The sequence below is a fragment of the Vibrio bivalvicida genome (assembly GCF_001399455.2).
Classification (GTDB): domain Bacteria; phylum Pseudomonadota; class Gammaproteobacteria; order Enterobacterales; family Vibrionaceae; genus Vibrio; species Vibrio bivalvicida.
In genome coordinates, this window is the sequence record NZ_LLEI02000053.1 from 245,010 (window position 1) to 268,465 (window position 23,456).

Annotated in this window: 15 protein-coding genes; 13 read left to right on the forward strand and 2 right to left on the reverse strand. The window is 43.8% G+C overall.

Annotation, left to right across the window (positions count from 1 at the left end):
• The first annotated feature begins 1 nt into the window (after position 1).
• Positions 2–1,102, forward strand: coding sequence for a TolB-like translocation protein (locus APB76_RS17710; RefSeq protein ID WP_054961350.1), 1,101 nt, complete (start codon positions 2–4; stop codon positions 1,100–1,102).
• Positions 1,102–5,877 (forward strand): OmpA family protein, encoded by a 4,776-nt coding sequence (locus APB76_RS17715; protein ID WP_054961351.1) that lies wholly within the window; start codon positions 1,102–1,104, stop codon positions 5,875–5,877. The genes APB76_RS17710 and APB76_RS17715 overlap by 1 nt, the downstream gene beginning before the upstream one ends.
• Positions 5,878–5,984: 107 nt before the next feature.
• On the opposite strand, the gene APB76_RS17720 is transcribed toward APB76_RS17715, so the two are convergent.
• A complete protein-coding gene (locus tag APB76_RS17720) occupies positions 5,985–7,613 on the reverse strand; it encodes a sigma-54-dependent Fis family transcriptional regulator (RefSeq protein ID WP_054961352.1) in 1,629 nt (542 codons plus the stop codon).
• Complete coding sequence (tssH, locus tag APB76_RS17725; RefSeq protein WP_054961448.1) at positions 7,600–10,278, reverse strand: type VI secretion system ATPase TssH; 2,679 nt, start codon at positions 10,276–10,278, stop codon at positions 7,600–7,602. The genes APB76_RS17720 and tssH overlap by 14 nt, the downstream gene beginning before the upstream one ends.
• A gap of 455 nt (positions 10,279–10,733) precedes the next feature.
• On the opposite strand from tssH, the gene APB76_RS17730 reads away from it, so the two are divergent.
• The 11 genes from APB76_RS17730 (at position 10,734) to tssE (ending at position 23,447) form a co-directional block, all read left to right on the forward strand.
• Positions 10,734–11,252, forward strand: coding sequence for an Hcp family type VI secretion system effector (locus APB76_RS17730; RefSeq protein ID WP_049846746.1), 519 nt, complete (start codon positions 10,734–10,736; stop codon positions 11,250–11,252).
• 72 nt (positions 11,253–11,324) lie between these two features.
• On the forward strand, positions 11,325–13,403 hold the full coding sequence (gene tssI / locus APB76_RS17735) for a type VI secretion system Vgr family protein (RefSeq protein ID WP_054961353.1): 2,079 nt from the start codon (positions 11,325–11,327) through the stop codon (positions 13,401–13,403).
• Positions 13,403–13,888, forward strand: coding sequence for a hypothetical protein (locus tag APB76_RS17740; protein WP_049846748.1), 486 nt, complete (start codon positions 13,403–13,405; stop codon positions 13,886–13,888). Before tssI ends, APB76_RS17740 begins: the two co-directional genes overlap by 1 nt.
• A gap of 38 nt (positions 13,889–13,926) precedes the next feature.
• Positions 13,927–15,246, forward strand: coding sequence for a hypothetical protein (locus tag APB76_RS17745; protein ID WP_054961354.1), 1,320 nt, complete (start codon positions 13,927–13,929; stop codon positions 15,244–15,246).
• Complete coding sequence (locus APB76_RS17750) at positions 15,227–16,207, forward strand: DUF2169 family type VI secretion system accessory protein (RefSeq protein WP_054961355.1); 981 nt, start codon at positions 15,227–15,229, stop codon at positions 16,205–16,207. The genes APB76_RS17745 and APB76_RS17750 overlap by 20 nt, the downstream gene beginning before the upstream one ends.
• A gap of 4 nt (positions 16,208–16,211) precedes the next feature.
• On the forward strand, positions 16,212–17,156 hold the full coding sequence (locus APB76_RS17755; protein ID WP_054961356.1) for a hypothetical protein: 945 nt from the start codon (positions 16,212–16,214) through the stop codon (positions 17,154–17,156).
• A gap of 233 nt (positions 17,157–17,389) precedes the next feature.
• On the forward strand, positions 17,390–19,381 hold the full coding sequence (locus APB76_RS17760) for a serine/threonine protein kinase (RefSeq protein ID WP_054961357.1): 1,992 nt from the start codon (positions 17,390–17,392) through the stop codon (positions 19,379–19,381).
• A 2-nt stretch (positions 19,382–19,383) separates the two neighbouring features.
• Positions 19,384–20,958 carry a type VI secretion system protein TssA gene (tssA, locus tag APB76_RS17765; protein WP_054961358.1) on the forward strand — a complete coding sequence of 525 codons (1,575 nt, stop codon included), beginning with the start codon at positions 19,384–19,386 and terminating at the stop codon, positions 20,956–20,958.
• Positions 20,959–20,984: 26 nt separating this feature from the next.
• Positions 20,985–21,491: a type VI secretion system contractile sheath small subunit gene (gene tssB, locus APB76_RS17770; RefSeq protein WP_049846753.1), complete on the forward strand. Its 507-nt coding sequence runs from the start codon at positions 20,985–20,987 to the stop codon at positions 21,489–21,491.
• A gap of 8 nt (positions 21,492–21,499) precedes the next feature.
• Positions 21,500–22,975 carry a type VI secretion system contractile sheath large subunit gene (tssC, locus tag APB76_RS17775; RefSeq protein WP_049846754.1) on the forward strand — a complete coding sequence of 492 codons (1,476 nt, stop codon included), beginning with the start codon at positions 21,500–21,502 and terminating at the stop codon, positions 22,973–22,975.
• A gap of 61 nt (positions 22,976–23,036) precedes the next feature.
• Positions 23,037–23,447 (forward strand): type VI secretion system baseplate subunit TssE, encoded by a 411-nt coding sequence (gene tssE / locus APB76_RS17780; RefSeq protein ID WP_049846755.1) that lies wholly within the window; start codon positions 23,037–23,039, stop codon positions 23,445–23,447.
• Positions 23,448–23,456: the final 9 nt, after the last annotated feature.

A 23,456-nucleotide genomic window follows, 5' to 3' on the forward strand; every position in this document is an offset into this window, starting at 1 on the left:
AATGAAAAAAACACTACTAATCACGTTATTAGGTTTAGCAATCATTGGTTGTAATGACCAATCTCAACTGAGTGCTTCCCCTGTTTCGAGTTCTGCGCAAACAGAGCAAGATAAACATCCAGATCGCGTTTATGTCGGTGAGAATAACTACTACGTAATGGAATCGGCAGTGACCAATGAGAATTGGGTAGCCGATGACAAAATAAAACCTATGTCGGGTCAGTTTCCTAAATACTATGTCTTTAATTCAGATGAGTGGCCCAAAGAAGATATCAACGACGCTAGCTCTTATGATCTGCCGCGTTTTCAATTTGCATGGGCGAATGATGGTGATCGTTACAACTTACGAATCTGGAGCATGAAAACGGATGGCACAGATTTACGCCTAGTGGTGCCAGATATCAAGGTTGATGGCATTGTGCTTATTCGACGTTCTCCTAACTTGCGCTATGTTGCCTGGATAGATAAAGGCACAGGCAAGTATGTTTATGACCTAAAAACGGGTGTAAAAACGCGAGTGATGGGATTAGGCTATCCTGGCATGGCTTGGTCAGAGGATAGCCGTTATTTGTATTTTCATACCATGGGCGATTTTGATAACGCTCGTTGGGATTCTGAAACAGGAGAAATTGAAGCGGTTGATTTTGGGGTTGGAAACGCGACTATCCTGAGAAACGATATGTCAATTAACCTAAGTTATTCAGGGGTATTTAAGAAGCAATTTAATAGCGATAGTTTCAAGCATATAAGTATTAAGCCAACAGGAAAAGTTAATCAGAGCGAGTGGTTGAAGTTTCGTAGTATTAGCCCAACAGGTCGATATGCTTGGGGACAAAATAATCGGAATAGATTCTTTTTTGACATAGATAAGGAAACGGTCAAAAAGTACGATAAAACTGAATATGTAGGTTCGGGCATATTAGGAAAAGACGCTCGATTCAGTGCACATGACCGAGTGTCACGCATGACAGTCGTCGATCGCGAAACACAGAGAGGGTGGCAATGGTATGCGTTGGGTACTGGCGAAATAGGCGTTGACTCCAATATGAGCTTATACAATGGCTTAGCAAATGATGGTTTTTGGTTTAAGGGGGGTGAGTGATGGTCGACGTATGTACTTACGATAAACCAATGTATTTGCTTGGGGCGTATTTTCAAGGTGAAGATACAGGTTTGGGACGAGAGTTCAGTAATTGGAATACGGTGTCAGACTTAACCAGCGTAGATGAAGTAAAGAATGTTCGACCTCTCCCATTTACGCCAATACTAATAGATGCTCTCGCCCAAGATTCTGTAACTTTGCCTAGGTTCTGGGGAAGTGACCAATATGGTAGACTATGTAATTTATCGTACTTAAGTGAAGCCATAGAGGGCGAATCACAAGTGCTACTTCGCCACAATAGCCCCATCACAACGATTGATATTAATCAAAGCTATGAGATGTTGTTTCCGCCCACCAATTTGATTGGCCAATTAGCGCAAAATTCATCATCTATTACTGAAATTAAGGAAAGCGTAAAGTCTCTCTATACTAAAATGAATCCTGCGTTAAATAAGCCGAGGCTTTTTAAACCGTCGAAAATTTCAGTAAAACAACTTGCGAAGCCTTACACCCATGAGCATGGGCAGTCACTTACGCAAGAGGAGGAAAACTATAACCAATGGTATGCAGATATTCTCTCATCTGACGTTGAGTTTATTGAAGGGTTTGTCGTACCCAGTGTAAATACTATTAGCATAGTGTTTAGCAGTGATATTTACATAGGCGCGGAAGTGTCATTAGTAAAATATCGCAGTACCCTTGGTAGTCAACAAGAAACGTCAGAGATCGTATTGGAAAGAGGTATCGTGAGACAGCCTACTTTTGACGATGAAAATCGAGGGTCACAAGCTTATAAAAACACTTTGCCATCTGTAACAATCAATTTACCATCGGTCATAAAGCCTGCGAAGTCTGAGTCAAGCACAGAAGATAATCACATAGTACTGGGTGATGGATTCTACGGGCTTAGGGTTCAATTTTATGTACAGGATTATCTTACCGCGAACGAACGTCTTAAAAATGAAGTTCCTGAAGTTATCAAGTCTGGGCGGCTTAGATTTGAACGGAATAAATCGTCAGAGGTCACTGGTGTAGCAGATCAGGATTGTTATACCTACGAATTGAATGAAAAGGTAACGTTTAAATCAATCAGCGGTTACGGAAAACTTGCTATTGTGTGCGGTGATATGATCTCTCTTGAAGAGTGTTTGTTTTACCAGTACCCCCAAGCATTACCCTCTAATTATAGCGAGTTGATGACAAAAACTGGTAAATCGGTTCCTCTCTCGGGAACAGGTGTTAATACACTCGGTTTAGCATCAGCAATCAAAAAGAACGCGGAAAGTCTGGCTGAAGGTTTTTTGATGGGAGGAAATCCATTTTCTGAAAACCTGAAAGCGACAATGTTCAGTGTCTCTAAAGGCATCTGGTCGGACATTGAGCAAAAAAAGCTGCCTGATTTAATGACCAGCAGTGTTGCACTTGCTTTTGGATTGTCAGCGTTTAAAGAAAGCCGTAAAGAATTGACTAAAGCGATAAGATTTGCCAATAAGGGGCTCGACTTTAATCAGGCGGCAGCCTTGGCGTTTCGCAAGAGCGGTATGAACATCTCTTTTATTAAGCGCGAACTCGATGTGATAAAGGCTAACTTGATCACGGGTACATTCAGCGAGAACTCAACACGACTTGCGAGGTCATGGTTTAATGGCTCCGTTATGGAGAAGATGAACCGAGCATTTCCAATTCTTGAATCTGGTTCTAGCCTAGTTGACTTGTACGATTTGGTGCAAAAAGAAAACGAGCTTGAGAAGAAATCTCTCGAAGCCAAAGAAGATTTCGATGCGATATCTCATAGCTACCTTCAATCTATTTCAGTTATTAAAGCGTATCAAGAATGGGCACAAGCGTTAGACGATGCTAAAAACGTCATCAATGGTAGCGATGGTGAGGAGATAGCCCACATAGTTGAGGACAGCCAAGGGTTAGCGATTCATATCAACTTTAAGTTCAACGAATGGCAACATGGCAATGAGCACGGCAAGCTGAGAACAGACATTAAACAAGTGTGTAAGAATTTGTCGCAATTGATGCTAGATAACCCAAGCTACAAGGTATCGATAGAAGGGCATGCTGGTAGGATTGGTTCTTCTGATGCGAACGATCTTGTTGCTGCTAATCGTGCAGAAACTGTTACCAACGCAATTACCTCCATTGACTCTAGCTTAGAAGAAAGGGTTTACACGGCGTCTTATGGAAATACTCAACCGCTTACGGCTGATAGTACCAAGAGCGATATGTCGCAGACCGGAGACAGTGCCCCTGCCGCCCTAGATCGACGAGTTGAAGTTCGCTTGATTATTCCTAACTATCAAGTTGTTTTACCACCGAGCCGCAGCGGCATGGTGGAGTTAGAGAAAGCACGCCAGTTGAAGCAAGCATTGGATGTTGGCTTAGATGATACGCAGAAGGCGCAAGTCGCGGCGGTGTTAACCACTCTTAGCGGGTTTGCGATGTTTACTCCGCTAGCTCCGCTTGCTGCGGGTATTTTGTATCTAAAGTCCGGAGCAGAACTAGCAGACTGTGCGTTATCTGTGTTGGACGAGCTCATCACTGAAAAAGCCTATTCTGACTTTAAAGGGCGTTTTCAGAATATCGACCAACTAAACCAGTTAGGTAAAATCCATATCCGAGTTCTTCAACAGTACAGAGATCTAAAAGTAACGATTGAGCGTAGTGAGATAAAGACACGTGATGAAGTTGAATCTCACCTGAAGAATAAAGAAACGGTGCAAGAACTGCAGAAACGATTTTTACTCCGTGCTCTTGCGCTTAACGGGCTCGTGGAATTGCTTGCTCGAATTTCGCTTTGGAACCCTAATGTTTCTAAGTTGCAAGGGTTGCTTGAGGAATATCGAGTTAAGGATTACATCGATGTTTATGTTATCAACGATAACTGGGAGGCGCCGCTAAGCAATTACAACACCATGGCTCAGAACTGGATTCAGCGAGTTAGGGATGATAAGTCAGGTGCAAGTGCTGCCCGCGCTTTTGCACAATCTTGGAAAAACGAACATTCGCCACAATTGTCACCTTTGTTGAAGAGAGCTCGTATCCAAGGGGAATTCAATAAAGGCTTCCCAGTTCAAGCTCGTTTATATCAGGGTGATGTAGACAATGGCTTTTCCGATTTCGCAAAAATGTTCGATAACAATGTGGAGTCGGTTAAATCGAGCGATATCGGCTTCAGCCGTTTATTAGTTGACAGTAGAGGGGATGGGGTTTCTTGGAAGCCATTTGACGAATGGATTTCCCCAAACAAAACCAATCGAATTACGCCTTTTACACGTGTTAAGGTTCAGATTGTATTATCAAGTAATGCCTCTAAATCCAAGAAAAAGATATTTAAGACAACGCTGCAATACTGCTGTGAACGGTCGCTTTGGGACTTTAAAGGACCAAGCTTTGAAGTTCTGATGGCGCCGAGAAAAGCGGATGACTTAACCTTGTGCGGAAGCAACGATAAGCTAAAAGGTTATTTTAACCAACACGCAATTGAAGAACATCTAACATGTGTTGAGTTTGAGCCAACATATTGGTTCGGCGAGTATGAAATCCCTGGCCTTAAACCGTTGTACTCAAATTACGAGTTGCAAGACTTTGATAAGTGGAAACAAAGTGGAGAAGCTCGTTCAATGCAATACTATTTCACTGCTGATGGGAGTACGCTATCGCTAGCAGGAACTGACGAGCGGTTAACCATGTTTAACTATGGTGTCGATGATAATAATACCTATGGTAAGCAATGCCACCTGAATAGTGACGGTGAAGTCGAGGTTGATGGTCTACCTCTCGTTTTATACGATGGTTTGGCGAATAGGCAAGTAGTGATTAACGAATATGATTTACTCATCGAAGAGTTTGTTAAAAGTGCTTCTGCTAAAAAATCTGAAGGTATTGCACCGTATCTAAAAGGTGATGTTTCGAGCTTTAGTGCGGTTTCGAAAGGGAGTGGGTTTGAGTGGTTTGATGAGAAAGCACCAAAATCCTCTGTACTTGATTGGTCTAATGATAAACCAGTTACTATTTATGTCGCTTTACTTTCCGAAGGCGGCGAAAAAGAGACATATAGGCGTATGATGGGAGAGAGCTATCAGGTGCCAATGCGCTTATCTTTGTCGATTGAAGAGCAAGAGTCGATGTTTTCAAAAGACACGACTGAAGGGCCGAGTTTCTTCGGTACACTGCTAGAAGTTGGTGAATATACTTATAAAAAAGAAGTCCCTTCTCCTTATGCAAAAGTAGAAATCAAAGAGGTCAATTTCACTGATACTAACACCGAACTTGCATCTGGGTTGGGATCTTTTGTGAAAGAGTTTCAGGCGAAAGTTAATGCAGAACCCAATAGATACCTAGATCCATTTAGTGACCGTAGGACTCTGCATATCGTTAAGTTTGAGCTCAGATATACCTCTCCAACAGGACGAAGAGTTCCGACATTGAGACCGTTTGGTCCAATTTTGGACAAGAAAAAAGCCGTGTTTTTACCAGTGCATATTGCTGTCTCATCGTTATCACAAATGGGGCTTGCGCCAGATGTAGGTATCTATCCACTAAAACAGGCCCAAAAGCTGTCTGTTCAGGGTGGACAAGAATATAGTACAAAAGGTATGCCTTGGATGGAGATTGAGCGCGATGTTTCTCGAATGAATGATTCTGCGTTTCTCTATTGGCAGAAAGAGTTAGCGAATGACTCAACGAAAAGAAAAGAGTGGATAGAGGACTGGATCACCAAAGAGCCGATGAATGTAGCTGCTCCCCTGCCGAAAACAGTATAAAAGAAAACCGCCCTCGGGCGGTTTTTCTTTTCTTATCAATGCAAACTGAAGTAAGATTTTCTCGCTTCTCGCTTCTCGCTTCTCGCTTCTCGCTTCTCGCTTCTCGCTTAACCCGCAGCAGAAATATCGTATTTCTTCATCTTGTGGTTAAGTGTACTCAAAGGTAAAGACAGTTGCTCAGCAGCGCGCTTAGTGTGCCAGTTACAAGCATTTAAGCAGTCTAAAATGACCGTGCGCTCGTATTGGCTGACCACTTCCTTAAGGCCCTTTGCCCCATCTTCTGAGTCAGCGTGTACGGGTTCATAAGAAGATTGCACTAAAGGTGGTGCTTCAACTTCAACAGCTACGCTTACCTGTTCTTCTGGGATTTGCTCACCAAATTCAATATGAGTAATGGTTTCGAAATCAGACAGCAGAACAGAACGCTCGATAATGTTCTTCAGCTCACGCACGTTACCGGGGTATGTGTAAGCCAGAAGCTGCTTACGAACGTTGGCACTTAGCCCAGGCGCTTGTGGTAAACCTAGTGTGTTGGTGGTGTGCTGAACGAAGTGCTCCGCAAGAGGAATGATATCCGACTTACGTGCCCTCAGTGGTGGCAAGGTAATCGGGAACACATTTAAGCGATAAAACAAGTCGGCACGGAACCCGCCATCTTTGATTTGCTGCATTAGATTACAGTGTGTCGCTGCGATAACACGAACATCCACTTCAATCTCTTTGCTAGCACCCACAGGGCGAACTTTACGTTCTTGCAGAACACGGAGCAGCTTGGCTTGCAATAGCATTGGCATGTCGCCAATCTCATCCAAGAAAAGTGTGCCGCCGTTTGCTGCTTCAAACAGGCCAACCTTGTCTTTGTCCGCACCTGTGAAAGAGCCTTTTTTATGGCCGAACAGCTCTGATTCCAATAATTGTTCTGGAATCGCAGCACAGTTTTGCACAATCAAGGGCTGCTCTGCGCGGTTGGAGTTATCGTGAATGTATTTGGCGATCACCTCTTTACCTGCACCTGTTTCTCCGCGTAAGAGCACATCGACAGGTAGCGATAACACTTTATCAAGTCGAGCCAGCACGTTAAGCATTTCATCGCTCTCTGCAATCGGCCCTTGATAGGTTTTCTGAGTACGCTTTTTAAGTTGAGTGTTCTCACGCACCAAAGCCTGGTTATCGGCACTTAGGTTCTTAATGACTTGGCCGTACTGCTCTAACCACACCGCTTGGCGAATATTGCTCGCTGCCATGCGACAAAACTCCGTCAGCGCGGCTTCATTATCAATAACGCTTAAATCCATTAATACCAACAGGCCAATAGTTTTACTTTCACTGTCGATAAGTGGCCAGGCGAGTAGGTTTTCGCTCTTTAACCCTAGCGTTTGCTCTGCCTGGTAAATACTGTCACAGTCGTAGCCGTTGTACTTGTACAGTTCATTGATTAACACCACTTCACCATTGCGAATTGCAAAGTTAAACGGGTCGTTTTCACTGGCAGAATCAAGCTGAAGTGCATCCCAAGGGTGGGAGACAATCGTTTTATCACTGTGATGAGCAGTACTCGGAATCAACGCCTGTCCAGTTTGGTCCAAAACATAAATGATACCGTGCTTGGCGAAGGTCATTTGCCTCGCGGCAGTTAAGACGGCATCTAATGTTTGAGTTAACTGGCTGCGATCAGCCAAAGACTGGCTGATCGCAAGTAGTGCGTTGCTTAGTTCGCTATGGTTAGCTGAACGCATAGGTGAGAGTTCCTTGCTCATCGACAGAGACTGCGATTTGCGTGTGTGAATCATCCTTGTCGTGCACCAGCAACTGAGTAGATAGCTGAGGCAGCAACTGGCGGTTAATTACTGCATCAATGTTACGTGCACCGGTTTCAGCAAGGCGACAGTTACCTAATACGAACTCAACTAAACTCTCTTCGTAGCTCAAAGACAACTTATGGTGGCTTTGTAGACGCTCAGAGACTTTATTCAGTTTGTGATGAATGATTTCTGTCATCGCTTCATCAGACAGTGGTACGAATGGCAATACAGACATACGGGCCAACAGCGCTGGTTTGAAATGCTGGTTCAACGTAGGACGAATCGCTTCAGCAATGATGTTGGCATCGATGTCTTTCGACTGATGAACCAAAGACTCAATTTCATGCGTAGCGAGGTTACTGGTCATGATGATCAGTGTGTTCTTAAAGTCGATAGTACGACCTTCACCGTCGTTCAACGTACCCTTGTCGAACACTTGATAGAACAAGTTAAGAACTTCAGGATCTGCTTTTTCGACTTCATCTAGCAGAACCACAGAGTAAGGGCGTTGACGAACGGCTTCTGTCAGCATGCCACCTTCACCGTAACCTACGTAGCCCGGAGGTGAGCCAATCAGGCGAGATACCGTGTGCTTCTCTTGGAATTCCGACATGTTAATGGTGGTCATAAAGCGCTCACCACCAAACATTTGATCGGCAATCGCACGCGCAGTTTCAGTTTTACCTACGCCGCTTGGACCTACAAGCAGGAACACACCAGTTGGTGCATCTGGGTTACCTAGGCCAGCTTTAGCCGTTTGAATACCTTCTGAAAGGGCATCAATGGCAAACTCTTGGCCTTTAATGGCTTGAGTTAGGCTGTCTTTTAGCTTGAGTGTGGTTTCTGCTTCGTCTTGAAGCATCTTACCCATAGGGATACCCGTCCAATCTGAAATAACATGGCTTACTTCATCTGGGCCCACTTCAAAGTGAACAAGCGGGTTACCGCCACGAATGGCTTCCAGCTGTTCTTGGCAGGCTGAAATAGCAATGCGAACCGCTTCTTCATCCATTTCTGCGTATGGAGAAACTTCTAGCTCAGCCTCTGACTCTTCATCAGCTGCTATTTCCTCTTGTTCAGATTCACCACTAACCAGTGCATGAAGGCGAGAACGCAGGGCAATCATCTGTTGGATTTGCTCTTTCTCTTTGTGCCATTGTGTTTCTTGCTCTGCTAATTCTTCTTTTGTTGCGTCCATCGCCAGTTTTAGATCTGGAATGTTAGCAAGACTGTGCTTGTCGCCAGTTTGTTGCAGTGCGTCACGTTCAAGCGCTTCAAGTTCGCGCTGCTGAGCTGCTAGCTCTTGCTGAAGTGTTTCTACAGAAGCGGGAATGGCATTCAGGCTGATGTTGACTCGTGCACATGCCGTATCTAACACGTCAATGGCTTTGTCTGGTAGTTGACGGCCAGAGATATAACGAGCAGAAAGCGCTGCCGCTGCGGTGATCGCATCGTCACGAACGTAAACGTTATGCGATTTCTCATACGCAGGGCGCAGACCACGAATGATCAAAGCCGCTTGTTCTGGAGAAGGCTCATCAAGCTTAACAAGTTGGAAACGACGCGCCAACGCTGGATCTTTTTCAAAGTACTTCTTGTACTCAGACCATGTTGTTGCAGCAATCGTCTTTACTTCGCCACGCGCTAGTGCAGGTTTTAGTAAGTTTGCCGCATCGCTTCCACCTGCCTGATTACCACCACCAACAAGTGTGTGTGCTTCATCAATAAACAAGATGATTGGTGTTGGCGAGTTTTTTACTTCATCTAACACTGCATTTAAGCGCTTTTCAAATTCGCCTTTTACGCTTGCGCCCGCTTGAAGAAGCCCCATATCAAGGCCGTAAAGTTCAACGCCTTTTAGGTTGTCTGGCACATCGCCTTGGACGATTTTAAGTGCTAAACCTTCTACTACAGCGGTTTTACCTACACCCGGTTCACCTACCGCGATTGGGTTGTTTTTACGGCGACGTGCAAGAATATCAACGATTTGACGAATTTCTTGGTCACGACAGAAAACAGGATCGATTTCGCCTTTACGCGCTTTACCTGTGAAATCAGTGGTGAACTTGCTCAATGCAGAGCCATCTTCACGAGCTTGAGTATTCTCAGATGTGGCCACCTGAGCTTCAAGAGAATGAGTGGTCAGTTCTGCAAAGTTACGCTTTAGGCTGTCTGGGTTTACGGCTTCTAAAATAGAAGCGTATCCGTGTTGTCCGTATCGTAAAGGGTTACTGACCAGTGTTAAAAGCAAAGCACCAGAGCGGATCTGTGTTTCAGAAAGATCTAAAGAAGAAACCAGCCAGCTTTCTTGAAGCCACTCAATCAGCAAAGCAGAAAAAACGGGCTTACTGCCATTTCCGTTGGAATTGCTGTCGAGAGATGAACGAACTGATTGTCTTAATAAATTCTCAGAACAATCAAAATGACTTAATAAGACGTCAAAATCACTATTTGGCCTTTCTAATAGACTCAGTAGGTAATGTTCAATTTGAACTTCGTTTGCTTTTTCAGAGACCGCTAGCGCAGCTGCATCTTCTAATGCGACTTTTGCTATTGGGTGTAGACGTTGAATTAATGAAGAAAGATTTATATTAATCATGGTCATATTGTTAGTTAGAGGAATGAAATAGCCTCCATTATACTAAAATTGATATTTATCTTTTTTTATTGTGATATTTTACCTAGCGTTTTTTGGTCACTTTAATACGGTCAACAGGGTGTTTGATTAAAATATTTTCTCTGTGATTGTTATTATGAATATATTTCTGGTTGTTTTGACTAAAGTGGTAGTTTAATTAACTTAATTTGATTAAAAGTTAATGGTTATTTTCACTTTCGAGAATGAAGTCAATTTATTACTATTGGATTCCAATTTTTTGTTTATTTAACCAATAAGTTGTAATTAATAAACTAGATATTAATGGTGGTTTTTATCTAAGTGCTTGTATTTAAAGGGTTTGTGAAGTTGGCATGGAGTTTGAATAGTAGTAATCAGTCGCGGTGATAAGCGATTTGGTGATTTAACAAATTTAGATTTTAAAAAAGGAAATAGCGATGCCAACTCCAGCATATATGTCTATCAACGGTGAAACTCAAGGTCACATTACTAAAGATACTTACTCTGCAGATTCTGTAGGTAACACTTGGCAAGAAGCTCACGTTGATGAGTTCCTAGTGCAAGAGCTTGACCACGTGCTAACTGTTCCACGTGACCCACAAAGTGGCCAGCCTACAGGTCAACGTGTACACCGCCCAGTAGTTGTAACTAAAGTACAAGACCGTTCTTCTCCGCTTCTATTCAACGCGCTAGTGTCTGGCGAGAAGCTACCTGAGTGTGTAATCCGTTTCTACCGTACATCAGTTCAAGGTAAGCAAGAGCATTACTACTCAATCAAACTGATTGATGCACTACTAGTTGATGTTCAAACTCGTATGAACCACTGTCAAGACGCAGCAACTGCTGACCGTGTGACTGAAGAAGTGCTTAAGTTCACTTACCGCGCAATTGAAGTTACTCACGAAAACTGTGGTACAGCGGGTAACGACGACTGGCGTGCTCCACGCGAAGCTTAATCGCTTTTCGTGTAAAGATTCAGGGCCAACGTATGTTGGCCCTAATTCCATTATTTGTATCAGGTAAAAGATATGGTGAATGACGTAGAATTTAAATTTGAAGTGCCTGGATGTGGGCATGAATTTCGGGTCGAAAGTTTTCAGGTAACTGAAGAACTATCCAAACCTTTTCACATCAGTCTCTCATTACTTTCACTTGATCCAGATATCTCATTCGATACGCTAATTCGCAAAGCAGGTTCGTTAACCCTTTATGGTCAAGGGGTTGGGGCTGCTCGTGTTTTTAATGGTGTCGTCAATGAAGTGCGCTACCTAGGTTCTGGCCGTCGGTTCTCGCGCTACCAGTTAGTGTTAGTACCACAAGCTTGGTTCTTATCGCAGCGTCAAGATTGCCGCATTTTCCAGCAGAAATCGGCGTCAGATATTATTGCTGAAGTTCTAGATGATGGCTCAGTTACAGATTATCGCCTTGAACTATCGGGTATTTATCCTGCGAAAGAATACGTTTTGCAGTATCGTGAGTCTGACCTTCATTTCGTACAACGAATTATGGCAGAACACGGTATGTGGTACTATTTTGAGCATACTGATACCAATCACACTATGGTTATTGTCGATAGCAACGATGCTATCGCTCCGCTGTTAAGCACCCCGCTGAACTCATCTTACTTAGGCCCAGTTGTTTATCATGCCGATGGTGGTGGTGTCGCAGATAGAGAACATATTACCGATCTTGAGCTAGTGAATAGGGTACGTACGGGTCAGGTAACATATACCGACTACAACTACGAACACCCTAAAATTCCTCAAGAAATGACCAATGCCGGTGATTTGGACCAAGATCTTAAGCAATTTGACTATCCGGGACGTTACTTCGACCCAGCCATGGGCCAGGTGAGAACAACAGAGTGGATGTCTGAACATATTGTAGACAACCAGCAGGTGGAAGCGAGCAGTGATGTGATGCGTTTAGCGTCAGGTTATAGCTTTAACATTGGTGAGCATCCTCGCTCGGAAATAAACCGTGATTACATCATGCTGTCTGTTGTTCATACCGGGCAAGATCCACAAGTCCATGAAGATGAGACAAGTGGTATGCCGACAACATATTACAACCATTTTGCATGTATTCCACGTGACGTGGTGTTCAAAGCACCAAAACTCTCTGCCCCAATAGTTGATGGCCCACAAACAGCGGTAGTTGTTGGCCCTGCTGGTGAAGAGATCTACACCGATAAGCTCGGTCGCATAAAAGTACAATTCCACTGGGATCGATACGGTGACAATGACGAGCATTCAAGTTGCTGGATTCGGGTTAGTCAGTCTATGGCTGCGCCAACCTGGGGCGCGGTATATCTGCCGCGTATTGGACACGAAGTTGTTGTAACCTTCTTAGAGGGCGATCCAGACCGACCACTAGTCACGGGTGCTGTGTACAATGGTCTTCATTTTCCTCCGTATTCTTTGCCTGAGAACAAAACACGTACCACATTCCGTACTCAGACGCATAAAGGGGCTGGGTATAACGAGCTGAGTTTTGAAGACGAAGCGAATCAGGAAGAAGTCTATATCCATGCTCAAAAGGATATGTCGACAAAGGTACTTAACAACCGTTATCGAGATATAGGCCAAGACGAGTTTCTAAAAGTTGCGCGACACCAGACCAATGATGTGCACGGTGATCATAAAGAAACGATTGATGGTCATAAAACGACTCAGGTTAACAGCACCTTTACTGAAACCGTTGAGCAAGATGTCAAGGTGACATACAACGCCAACGAAACTCAATATGTGAAGAATAACTCTGACTTAGAAATCGGAGACAACCGTACTACCAAAATTGGTAAGAACGACGACCTAGATGTCGGAGAGAACAGCAATTTAAACGTTGGTGCTTCTAAAAACTCTGACGTTGGTGCCGATGACAACCAAACGGTGGGTGGTAACTTAACCGTTTCAGTGAAAGGCAATACTTCGTATAAAGCCGATGGTGCAACGCAGATAATTAGCGGTGAGAAGATAGTACTAAAAACGGGTGGCTCTTCTTTAGTCATGAATAGTGATGGTTCAATTAAACTAACGGGATCTGCAATCACTATTGAAGGTAGTGACAAAGTTGTGGTGAAAGGTGGCAACGTAGCGATCAATTAATGATGGAAAAACACAGTATTCAAGTACAAACCATCACGGAACAGCAAGCCGAATCAACGGCTTGCTTTTCTCGTTTTGGTACCATAGTGGCAATCAACCAATCAACGAATAGTGTTCGAGTGGAGTTTGAGGGAAATCCGTTCAATCAACCACTGACTGCGCGATTAGGTCGGGCTTTTCGTAGCAGTGAATTGCAAATGGCGATTGATAATCAACTGAGCTGTCGCATTGAATTTTTGAATGATGATCTAAGTTTGCCCTTGGTGACAGACATTTTTTTCTCGATTCTTGATGAATCAGAAGAGTTTACCTTGCGGGCTAAAAAGATGGTGATAGAGACAGAGCAAGAGTTAATCGTCAAAAGTGGTGACACGCAAACACGCTACAGTGGACGTGATGGCCGAATTACAACCAAAGCCAAATATGTGACTTCTCAAGCGGAAAAAGCCCAGAAAATTCAGGGTGGGACGATAGCGATTAACTGATAGCCATGGTGTTATTGGCGCTAAATACGGAAAGGTAGATGCGACAAAGAATCGGTGCTGAGCACCTTAACGCTCCCATTACGAGCCAACAAATTGATACTGCGCTAGAAAATTCAGAGCGAACCATCGATGCGCTTTCAGCCTTGTCTGATGGGTGGCTAAGCTTTTGCAATGAAAAGCTGTTGTTGGCCTCAGAGAGCCTAGGATTTCTTCTTAGGCAGCGAGTACAGATACATAAACAGGGCTACCCAAGCCGAGACAATACCTACTTGAACCTAATTGAGCGACAAATTGACGAGCTCAAGCAAGTTTACTTGTCTTTTTATCGATTGGCTCCTGGCTTAATACATCAACAAAAGGATGTCGAGCCTGGCATCTATGCATGGTTGATGTTTCAACACGAGTTTGGTGATGAGCTAGATAACCTGCTTAGTGGCGTACGCTATCTTGATGAGCTTGATACAACGACAGCGACACTAATCGTTACTCACTCGTCACTTTCTTCACTAGATAACGTATTGGCGGAGCTCATAGAAGGACAGGCAAAATCAGCCTCTCTCTATTTTGAGTGCTTGCGTTTACGTCAGGCTTTGAGCGTTGGATTGATTAAGCATTGGTACAAAGCAGGGAGAATCAACGCAGAACTAGCTTGCCCTACACTCGCACTAAATGATGTCGAAGAAGGGGTTAGTTGGCTTAGCGAAAATGCGCAAGGTGACCAGTATCTATTTGAACGGTTAATTACCAAAGGTGATAGAAGCACCTGGTTTCGTAGGTACTTTGGCACTGAAGCTAAGCATATATCCTCATCAAAAACCAAAACGTTCGCGAAACTTCTCGAGATCAAAGAGTTTATGGAGTTTGATATTGAGTCATCACTGGCACCTATCGACTTTGCATTAAGTGGAGACTGCAAATTAGTGCCAATAGTGATGGAGAACCTACAACACCTTGATGACTATCAGTATGAAATTTGGCTTCAGGCTCTATATGTCGTTTATGGCTCTCAACTTCCGGTTAAGCCGCAAAACTTTGGCATTGATTATGATCGACAGCAAGCGCAAGATTTGTTGAGTGATTGGGTTGCTCAAGACAAGCATATACAAAACTTACCAAGTAGGCTCGGTTACGCGTTGAATTTCGACACGACACTGACGGCAATGCAAGACCCTAATATTGGCTTCACATTCCGCCAGTGGATGTGGCGACAGCTATGCATTCAATCAAGAGCTTACATTCCTTGGAACATGGTGATGCCTGTTCATCAACAAGATTGGAATTTCCGTAATTTTAAAGTAACGCCTTCGGTGAGTGAGCGATTCAACTTAAGGAGCACCAATGCAGTTATGGGACATTGAACCGCATTCCGAAGTCACTTTGAAAGGTCGATTTCAACGTGATGAGCAAGGGAATGAAGTTTGGGTTGTGGTAGGCAAACGAACCTGGCAATTGGATGGAAGTGGTTGGTGCGAATTGGAACAAAGCGAAGTCTTTGATGATCCGCAGTATTTGGGCGACCCCGGGTTTTCCGCCATGAAGGTTGACCACGAGTTTGCCTACACCAAAAAGAACACAGATGTATTGGTTTTTGGCAAGGCGAGAAGCTACGCTAAAAAACCAGTGATTTATCAGGAATGTCGAGTGCTGATTGATGGCCATATCGATAAAACCTTATCTATTCACGGAGATCGTATTTGGGTTGAACATGGTGGTAGCGTTACCTTAAGTAAACCTATCCCTTTTGTTGAAAAAGACATCGATTATTCTTGTGCAATTGGTGGCGACATTCGCAACCGGTTGGGTGGAGGCATTGCGGGATCAACTGAAGAGTTACTTAAACAGAAAGTACCCTCGGTGTTCTACCCTAAGGAAGAATGGAGTGCGACTAGCTCGAAGATCCGTGTAGCTGGTTTTGGTCCGTTACCGCCTTTTTTTGAGGCTCGCCAAAAGCTGGCAGGCACGTTCGATGAGAACTGGGTCGAAAATCGTAAGCCGTTGTTACCTATAGACTTCAGCCAACAGTTTTATCAGAGTGCTCCGCAAGATCAGCAGTGCAAAGGTCACCTTGCTGGTGGTGAACGCTTAATGATGAGCGGATTTTGTCATGATGACACGATCTCATTTCGCATTCCTAAAGACAGGTACGTTGCAGTCGCGAAGTTTCAAGACGAGACCTATCAAGCGCCAATGTCGATTTATAGCCTATTTATAAATACGGAAGATAAAACAATATCAATGAGTTACAACGCGTCTTTTTTATGTCAGGACAAAGAACACTTGCTGGTATCCACCTCAATAGTTAAACAACAGGAAGGCTAGGGATATGAATGGGTCCACTGCTCGTTATGTACTTGGGATGGAAGTGATTACCCCGACAGGTATGAATCTGGAAATAGCTCAAACTGTTGCAAAAGCGGATCTCGCTAGGTTTGAGCAACTGGAGGGAGACGATGGTATTGAACGCTTTACGTATGCGAAAATTGATTATACCGAAGCACAAACACTACTCGACAAAACTTGTCAGCTGTCTGGCTATATACTTAGCTCGTTACTGGAACAATTACCACAATCGCTAAAGCCTATACCGTTAATTATCGCAGTCCCTAGCGAGGTTTCCCTAGTAAAGGTGCAGGAATGGATAGGTGAAAGTACCTATTCTGACTTCATTTCTAAAATTGATGTTGTGCATTCAAGTGGAGCAAGCTTTGTACTTAAAGCGATGAAGTCCCTAGATGATAATGATGCAATGATGTGTATTTCGGTTGATTCTTTAGTCGAGTCACTGGGTGATCTAATCAAAGATGGCAAGGTGATGAGTACTAGTAACCCATGGGGCATTATCCCTAGTGAAGGTGGGGCTGGCTTGATTGTTTGTCGAAGAAACATTATTGAGACACTCAAGCTAAAACCTAAAGCAAAACTAGGTTACTTAGATATTGAATTAGGCGCTACTGATCGTAGAGGCATGTACCGCCTTGTCCAGCGCGCGAGTCAGCAAATTGATTCATTTGGCGAAGTGTACTCGGATATGTCTAACCTGCGAGCGCATACTGAAGATTATGGGTTTGCTTTGGGGGCGAAAGCAGAGCGCTTTATTCAACCTCAGCAACCTCACTTGATCAATGAATTGTGGGGAACGATGGGTAGTTGCTCCTCGCCAGCATTAATTGCTTACGCAGTAAAGAACCACCATTTTAATCAACCTACCACGCTTATGATGTTTGGCCCAGATGGCGACAAAGCAATACTTCAATTGCTAGCCTGTTGAGTAAATTTGCGCCAAATATACAATTGAAATAATGCCAATTTATCGGGTTGGTATTATTGCTATTAAAACTACGTAATCTACATAGTTAAAGCGTAAGTTAAAGACGCAGATTAGCTAGTAATAATAACTAAATTAATAGGCGTACTGTTCGTTTTTAATACCAGCCTTGAAACTGAGATGTGTCAGCAAATATTATCTGCGCTCAATAATATTTTTCGATTAAAGAGTGCAGAGTGTCTGATAAGCAGGGAGCAGCCAAAGGATATATTGATCAGTTGGTTGTAAAAGCGATTGAGAGAAAAAAACAGAACGAACAAAGATTGGCGAATAAGAATAAGCCAAAGCTTGAATACGTTCTTTTTTCACAATTTGATGTGCTAGACACACTGCCATCGAAAAATGGTAGGACAACGGTTTACCATCTTGCCAAAAAAGGTCAGCCTGAGAAACAGATCTGTTGCAAGGTCGTCAATGAAGATGCCTCAGACATAGCAACTAAGATGCTGATTAATGAAGCCAGTAGACTAGAGATATCTCAACATCCTAGTGTGGCTGAATTTATCAAAGTCGGAAATGAATTTGAGCGGCCTTATTTGATGTATGAGTGGATTCAGGGCGAATCCTTAGCTGAAAAGATGGAGCGCTATTCTACCAAGGGTTTCCGCCACGACCACATTGCTTGGTTGGTTTACCAACTGGCAGGTGCACTCGAGTTCATGCATACCAGAGGAATTTGTCATCTCGATATCAAGCCTTCGAATGTTCTGGTAAGTGAAGGCGACTATGTAAAGTTGATTGATTTTGGAGCTGCCCGCTACATTGGTGAGTCAGAATCTTACTCTGAAGCAAGTTTGAGCTATGCATCTCCGCTTTACCTAGAATCAGGGACGACAGAACCACAAGATGATGTTTATTCGTTAGCTTTACTAACAGGCCACCTATTTTTGGGGGCTATTTTTGGTGATGCTTGGCACAAGCAACTGAAAGAGCGCAAGCGCGTCCCACTTATCCCAAATCATATCTGGAAACTGCTCAAAGAAGTCATCAACAACCCACGGGGGCATGGCTACACGGCTATCTCTTTTGCACAGCAAGTTGCCCGTATCGACACTCAAGCGATTGACTCAAAGTCGAATGCACCGATTTTTAGTAGCCTGAGAAATGCTGACCTGTTGCTGACTCACCGCAAACCTTATGAACGTTTAGGGTACGGGCGTTTCAAAATATTGGAAGCGAGTTTGGTGTTGAGTGTTGCCGTAATTACCGGCAGCTATTTGTACAACCAGAGTCAACCTGAGTGGAAATCTATCATCAATCCCGCTCAGTCCTCCAATGAAGTCGTTAGTGTAATTAAACCAGCTCAAACTGCTTCGTTTCTGGCTCAATCACCTTGGGATATCGAGTTTTCACTCAATGATATGGAGAAGAATGTTGTTACGACGGCGCCTTATCGAGAAGCGTATCAAGTTCAGCAGATGAAACTCTCCAAGCTGTATAAGAGTAACCAATCTGAATTGCACTCTTATCAACTTCTGGCCGACGATTTACCCAAAGTACTGGTTGATTTGCGCAAAGACCTAGTCAATCTCAAGCAGAAATTGGTTAATGATGGCGCTTTGTTCCCTTATGCCGACAAGACGCTGACTGCGGTAATGGCAGGGCTTAATACGGCTTCAATTAACGCTTTGAAATTATCCGCTTTATCAGGCAGTAAAGAGCAGCAACTGACTAATCTGATTCTGAATGGAGAAGCAAAGCTTGCGGATGAAGAGCTTAAAGCGGCTTGGTTGCTCAACCAATCAGAAGCGTATTTCTATAGTCAGGTATTACCTGCAAATGTACTTGCGAAGCTCAATAGCTCAATTGAGCAGTATGCAAAAGAGCACTACTACACGAAAGCTATTACTCAGGCTGAAGCGGCGATAGCGTTTTTTGGTCGAACGCCTGAGCTAAACCAAAAAGTTAAAGACCTGATTGTGGCTAGAAGTGAATTTATTTTGTTTAGTACGGTCACGGAACAATCTATTTTTGACCAGCAACGACTGCATGACTCGTTAGTAGACTTAGAAACGAACGCACCAAAGACATTCAGTGAAATCATTGAAGTCTTGAACAATATGGCGAAGGAATCAATTGATAAAGGACATCAGATTTCCCAACCTGCCAGAGGAGCGTTAGCAGTCGATAACGCGTTGAAAGACTATTTCTCTGAGGTTAGAAGTTAATTATGTCGACGATTGATTCAGAAAAGTTGCTCGCTCCGATTTCAGACTCTTCTCCAGCAGGAGAAGATGCCCGTTACGAGTTTTGCTATGAAATGATGGAAGCTGAAGTCAAAAAGTTCGGCTCTCTATTTGGCGAAACAGTCGACTGGAAGATAGTCAAAACTCATGCAACCGAGGTCCTTGAAAGACATAGCAAAGACCTTAAGGCACTATGCTATCTTGTTCGAGCATTAAGTGAAGAGAGCGGATTGCAAGGACTCAAGCAAGGCTTAATGCTGCTTAATGAGTCGTTAAATAGATTTGGTTCAGATCTGTACCCAACTCGGAAACGAGGAAGAGATGGTGCGGTTGAGTGGCTTAACCATCAGTTTAAGTTGCAATGCAGCAAATTAGCTGAGGAGCCTCAACCGTGGGATCTGGTTTCGGCTTGTGTTACGGCAATTGAAGAAGTGCAAAGGCAGTTCGATGACGTGTTTCATGATTCAGAAGCGGATTTTTTCGAAATCCGTACTCAGCTGAATGTGTTATCTCAGCAAGCCGTAGATGACTCTCAAGGTTCATCCGCTCAGCTTGAACAAGCTCCACAGGCGGCGCCGGTCAATCCCACGGCGCATGAATCTGTACCCTCGGTAGAAAATGCGAAATCGGCACCCGCGCCGACCAGTAAGCAGTCAGACTCGGCTACAGTCGCCACAAACAAACCTGCGATTAAACAAGTCGACGTTGATACCGATTTTACATCACCATCGGCTTCTAAGCGTACTTTGAAAAAAGTGGCGGAAGTAATGATTGGCTCAGATGCCAGTGATCCACTCGCTTATCGCATCTACCGTCATTTGACCTGGGATGATATTGATGGCTTGCCGGATCATCAAAACTTCGAGACTCCTTTAAGTCTTGCAGTTTCAACAGATCAACAAGCGGAATATCGTGATAAAGCTCTTCAAGAGAGTGATATTGATACGATCAAGCGTCTAGAGAGAACCCTCACAGATGCGCCATTCTGGTTGACTGGCCATTACATGGTCTACTCGATGTTGACTAATCTTGGTTTCGATGAGGCCTCTGCTGCGGTAAAGCAAGAGGTGAAACGTTTCGTTGAGTCACTCGAAGGCATCGAACATCTAAAATTCAAAAATTCTATACCATTTGCAGATGAAGCGACAATAAGTTGGTTGTCTACTCAAGTTGCTGATTCATCGTGCTCTCAACCGATAGTTCAGACGGTTGTTATCACCGAAGAAGACTCATCGCTGATGGAGGATATCACCCTAGATAATCTAGGGGAACGTGCTGCAGAACTGGCCCGCAAACTTGAGTTAGATAGCTCAGGAAGAGGCCAGTTTATGCTGTATTTACAACTGATAGCAGCTTACCAGTCTGTCGGGTTATACCCCTTGTGTTTACCATACCTTGAGAAAGGGTGGGAGGTGCAAAAGGAATTTGATCTTGCTAGCTGGGAACCCCACTTATCGTCGCAATTGGAAGACCTATTTCGCAAAACACTTAAACAGTTATACCGAACCAAAGACCTTCTACCTGCGAAATACGAAGAGTGGCAAGCAATTTATGACTAATTACAAAGTTAGATAAGGAACTAAATATGTCACGTGATGGCTCGGTGGCTCCTAAAGAGCGAATTAATATCCGTTATGTTCCAGCAACAGGTGATGCGCAAGAAGACGTAGAACTGCCGCTGAGCATGATGGTTGTAGGGGATTTTACTGCGCGTGCAGATGAAACACCAATCGAAGAGCGTACTCCGATTAATATCGACAAGGACAACTTTAATGAAGTGCTTGAAGGGTATGCTCCAAATGTTAAAGCAAACGTTCCAAACCAGCTTTCAGATGAAGAAGGCGCTCAGATTGGCGTAGATTTAACATTCACAAACATGAAAGATTTCTCGCCAGAAGCGATTGCTAAAAGCGTTCCTGAACTTAACAGCTTGCTTGAACTACGTGAAGCCTTGGTTGCATTAAAAGGCCCTCTAGGTAACGTTCCTGCGTTCCGTAAGAAAATTGCGGCAGTGCTTCAAGACGAAGAAGCGAGAAAGAAACTATTGGATGAATTGAGCATTGGCCAAGACCAAGGCGCTAAAGAAGAATAAGGGATACCATGTCTGCAGAAGCACAAGCTCCAGAGCAAGAAGCTACCTTAGCGGCTTCAGATTCACTTCTGGATAGCATTCTTAATGAAACACGTTTGAAGCCTAGTGATGAAGGATTTGATGTTGCAAAACGCGGCGTTGAAGCGTTTATCGGTGAGTTGTTAAGTAGCTCAAACACTGAAAAAGTAGATCAATCTCTGGTTGATCTTATGATCTCAGAAATCGATCAGAAACTGTCTAAGCAAGTGGATGCGATTCTTCACAATGAAGAGATTCAAGCGGTAGAGTCGACTTGGCGTGGTCTGAAGTACCTTGTTGATCACACTGACTTTAGAGAAAACATCCAAATTGAGCTGATTTCTGCGAAGAAAGACGAAGTTCTGGATGACTTTGAAGATGCCCCAGAGGTCGTTAAGTCTGGCCTTTACAAGCAAATCTATACTCGTGAGTATGGTCAGTTCGGTGGTAAACCTGTAGGTGCAGTAATCTGTGATTACCAACTTTCAGCATCATCACCTGATGTTAAGCTAATGGAGTACATGGCGAATGTAGGTGCGATGTCTCATGCACCATTTATTACTTCGGCATCATCTAAGTTCTTTGGCCTAGATAGCTACGAAGAACTGCCTAACTTGAAAGACCTAAAGTCTGTATTTGAAGGTCCTCAATACACTAAATGGCGCGGATTCCGTGAGCATGAAGATGCTCGATATGTTGGCCTATGTACATCTCGCTTCATGCTACGTACGCCATACTCAGTAGAAGACAACCCAATTAAAGCATTCGATTACGATGAGCAAGTAACGGACAGCCACCACAACTATTTGTGGGGCAACTCGGCGTATGCGATGGCTTCTAAAATCAGTGAGTCATTTGCTAAGTACCGTTGGTGTCCAAACATCATCGGCCCGCAAAGTGGCGGTGCAGTATTTGACTTACCGGTATATAACTTTGAGTCAATGGGTCAAATCGAAACTAAGATCCCAACTGAGATTCTGGTTTCTGACCGTCGCGAGTACGAGTTAGCTGAAGAAGGCTTTATGGCCCTTACCATGCGTAAAGGTTCTGATAATGCAGCATTCTTCTCTGCAAACTCCGTTCAAAAGCCTAAGGTATTTGCCAATACACCAGAGGGCAAACAAGCCGAAATGAACTATAAACTTGGTACTCAGCTACCGTATATGTTCATTATCAACCGTCTTGCTCACTACATTAAAGTGCTTCAGCGTGAGCAGATCGGTTCATGGAAAGAACGTTCTGACTTGGAAATTGAACTGAATAAATGGATTCGCCAGTACGTTTCAGACCAAGAAAACCCGCCAGCAGAAGTACGTGGTCGTCGACCTCTACGTGCAGCGAAAGTTGAAGTGTCTGACGTAGAGGGTGATCCAGGCTGGTACAAGGTATCTATGTCTGTACGTCCTCACTTTAAGTACATGGGCGCAAGCTTTGATTTATCATTGGTTGGTAAATTAGACCAATAAACCTTGATGAGCAAAATCAAGCAGCCAGTGAATACTGGCTGCTTTTTTCGTAGGACTGAGTATGGAAAAAGGTTACCGACTTTTAGAGCGTATTGAACTTGGCGAGCCAAAGAACTGCTATGAAAAAGTTGTTTCACACAAGCACTTGATCGAGTCGATACATTTACATTTGGCAGATTTACTGAACACACATTCAGGGAATGCGATGATCGATGACGAGTACGGTCTGCCAGATTTTAATGATGTTCTTTCCAATAACACCAACCTAGTCCGTCACATTCAAAAGAATATCACGTCAACAATAGAGCGTTTCGAACCGAGATTGCGTAGCGTCGAAGTTCATTATCGCGAGGATCACCATAACCCTTTACAACTGGGTTTTGGCATTCGTGGTGAAGTCTCTCACAACGGCGGTAGAGTTCCGATGTCGATAGATGTCTACATGGGTACTGACGGCCAATTCAACGTTTAGTAGGTATCA

Bases quoted from the DNA above. Each gene is read 5' to 3' on its own strand.
- tssH (WP_054961448.1), bottom strand. From the start codon at position 10,278: ATGATTAATATAAATCTTTCTTCATTAATTCAACGTCTACACCCAATA.
- APB76_RS17720 (WP_054961352.1), bottom strand. From the start codon at position 7,613: ATGCGTTCAGCTAACCATAGCGAACTAAGCAACGCACTACTTGCGATC.
- tssB (WP_049846753.1), top strand. From the start codon at position 20,985: ATGTCACGTGATGGCTCGGTGGCTCCTAAAGAGCGAATTAATATCCGT.
- tssC (WP_049846754.1), top strand. From the start codon at position 21,500: ATGTCTGCAGAAGCACAAGCTCCAGAGCAAGAAGCTACCTTAGCGGCT.
- tssI (WP_054961353.1), top strand. From the start codon at position 11,325: ATGGTGAATGACGTAGAATTTAAATTTGAAGTGCCTGGATGTGGGCAT.
- APB76_RS17715 (WP_054961351.1), top strand. From the start codon at position 1,102: ATGGTCGACGTATGTACTTACGATAAACCAATGTATTTGCTTGGGGCG.
- APB76_RS17710 (WP_054961350.1), top strand. From the start codon at position 2: ATGAAAAAAACACTACTAATCACGTTATTAGGTTTAGCAATCATTGGT.
- tssA (WP_054961358.1), top strand. From the start codon at position 19,384: ATGTCGACGATTGATTCAGAAAAGTTGCTCGCTCCGATTTCAGACTCT.
- tssE (WP_049846755.1), top strand. From the start codon at position 23,037: ATGGAAAAAGGTTACCGACTTTTAGAGCGTATTGAACTTGGCGAGCCA.
- APB76_RS17755 (WP_054961356.1), top strand. From the start codon at position 16,212: ATGAATGGGTCCACTGCTCGTTATGTACTTGGGATGGAAGTGATTACC.
- APB76_RS17730 (WP_049846746.1), top strand. From the start codon at position 10,734: ATGCCAACTCCAGCATATATGTCTATCAACGGTGAAACTCAAGGTCAC.
- APB76_RS17750 (WP_054961355.1), top strand. From the start codon at position 15,227: ATGCAGTTATGGGACATTGAACCGCATTCCGAAGTCACTTTGAAAGGT.
- APB76_RS17745 (WP_054961354.1), top strand. From the start codon at position 13,927: ATGCGACAAAGAATCGGTGCTGAGCACCTTAACGCTCCCATTACGAGC.
- APB76_RS17740 (WP_049846748.1), top strand. From the start codon at position 13,403: ATGATGGAAAAACACAGTATTCAAGTACAAACCATCACGGAACAGCAA.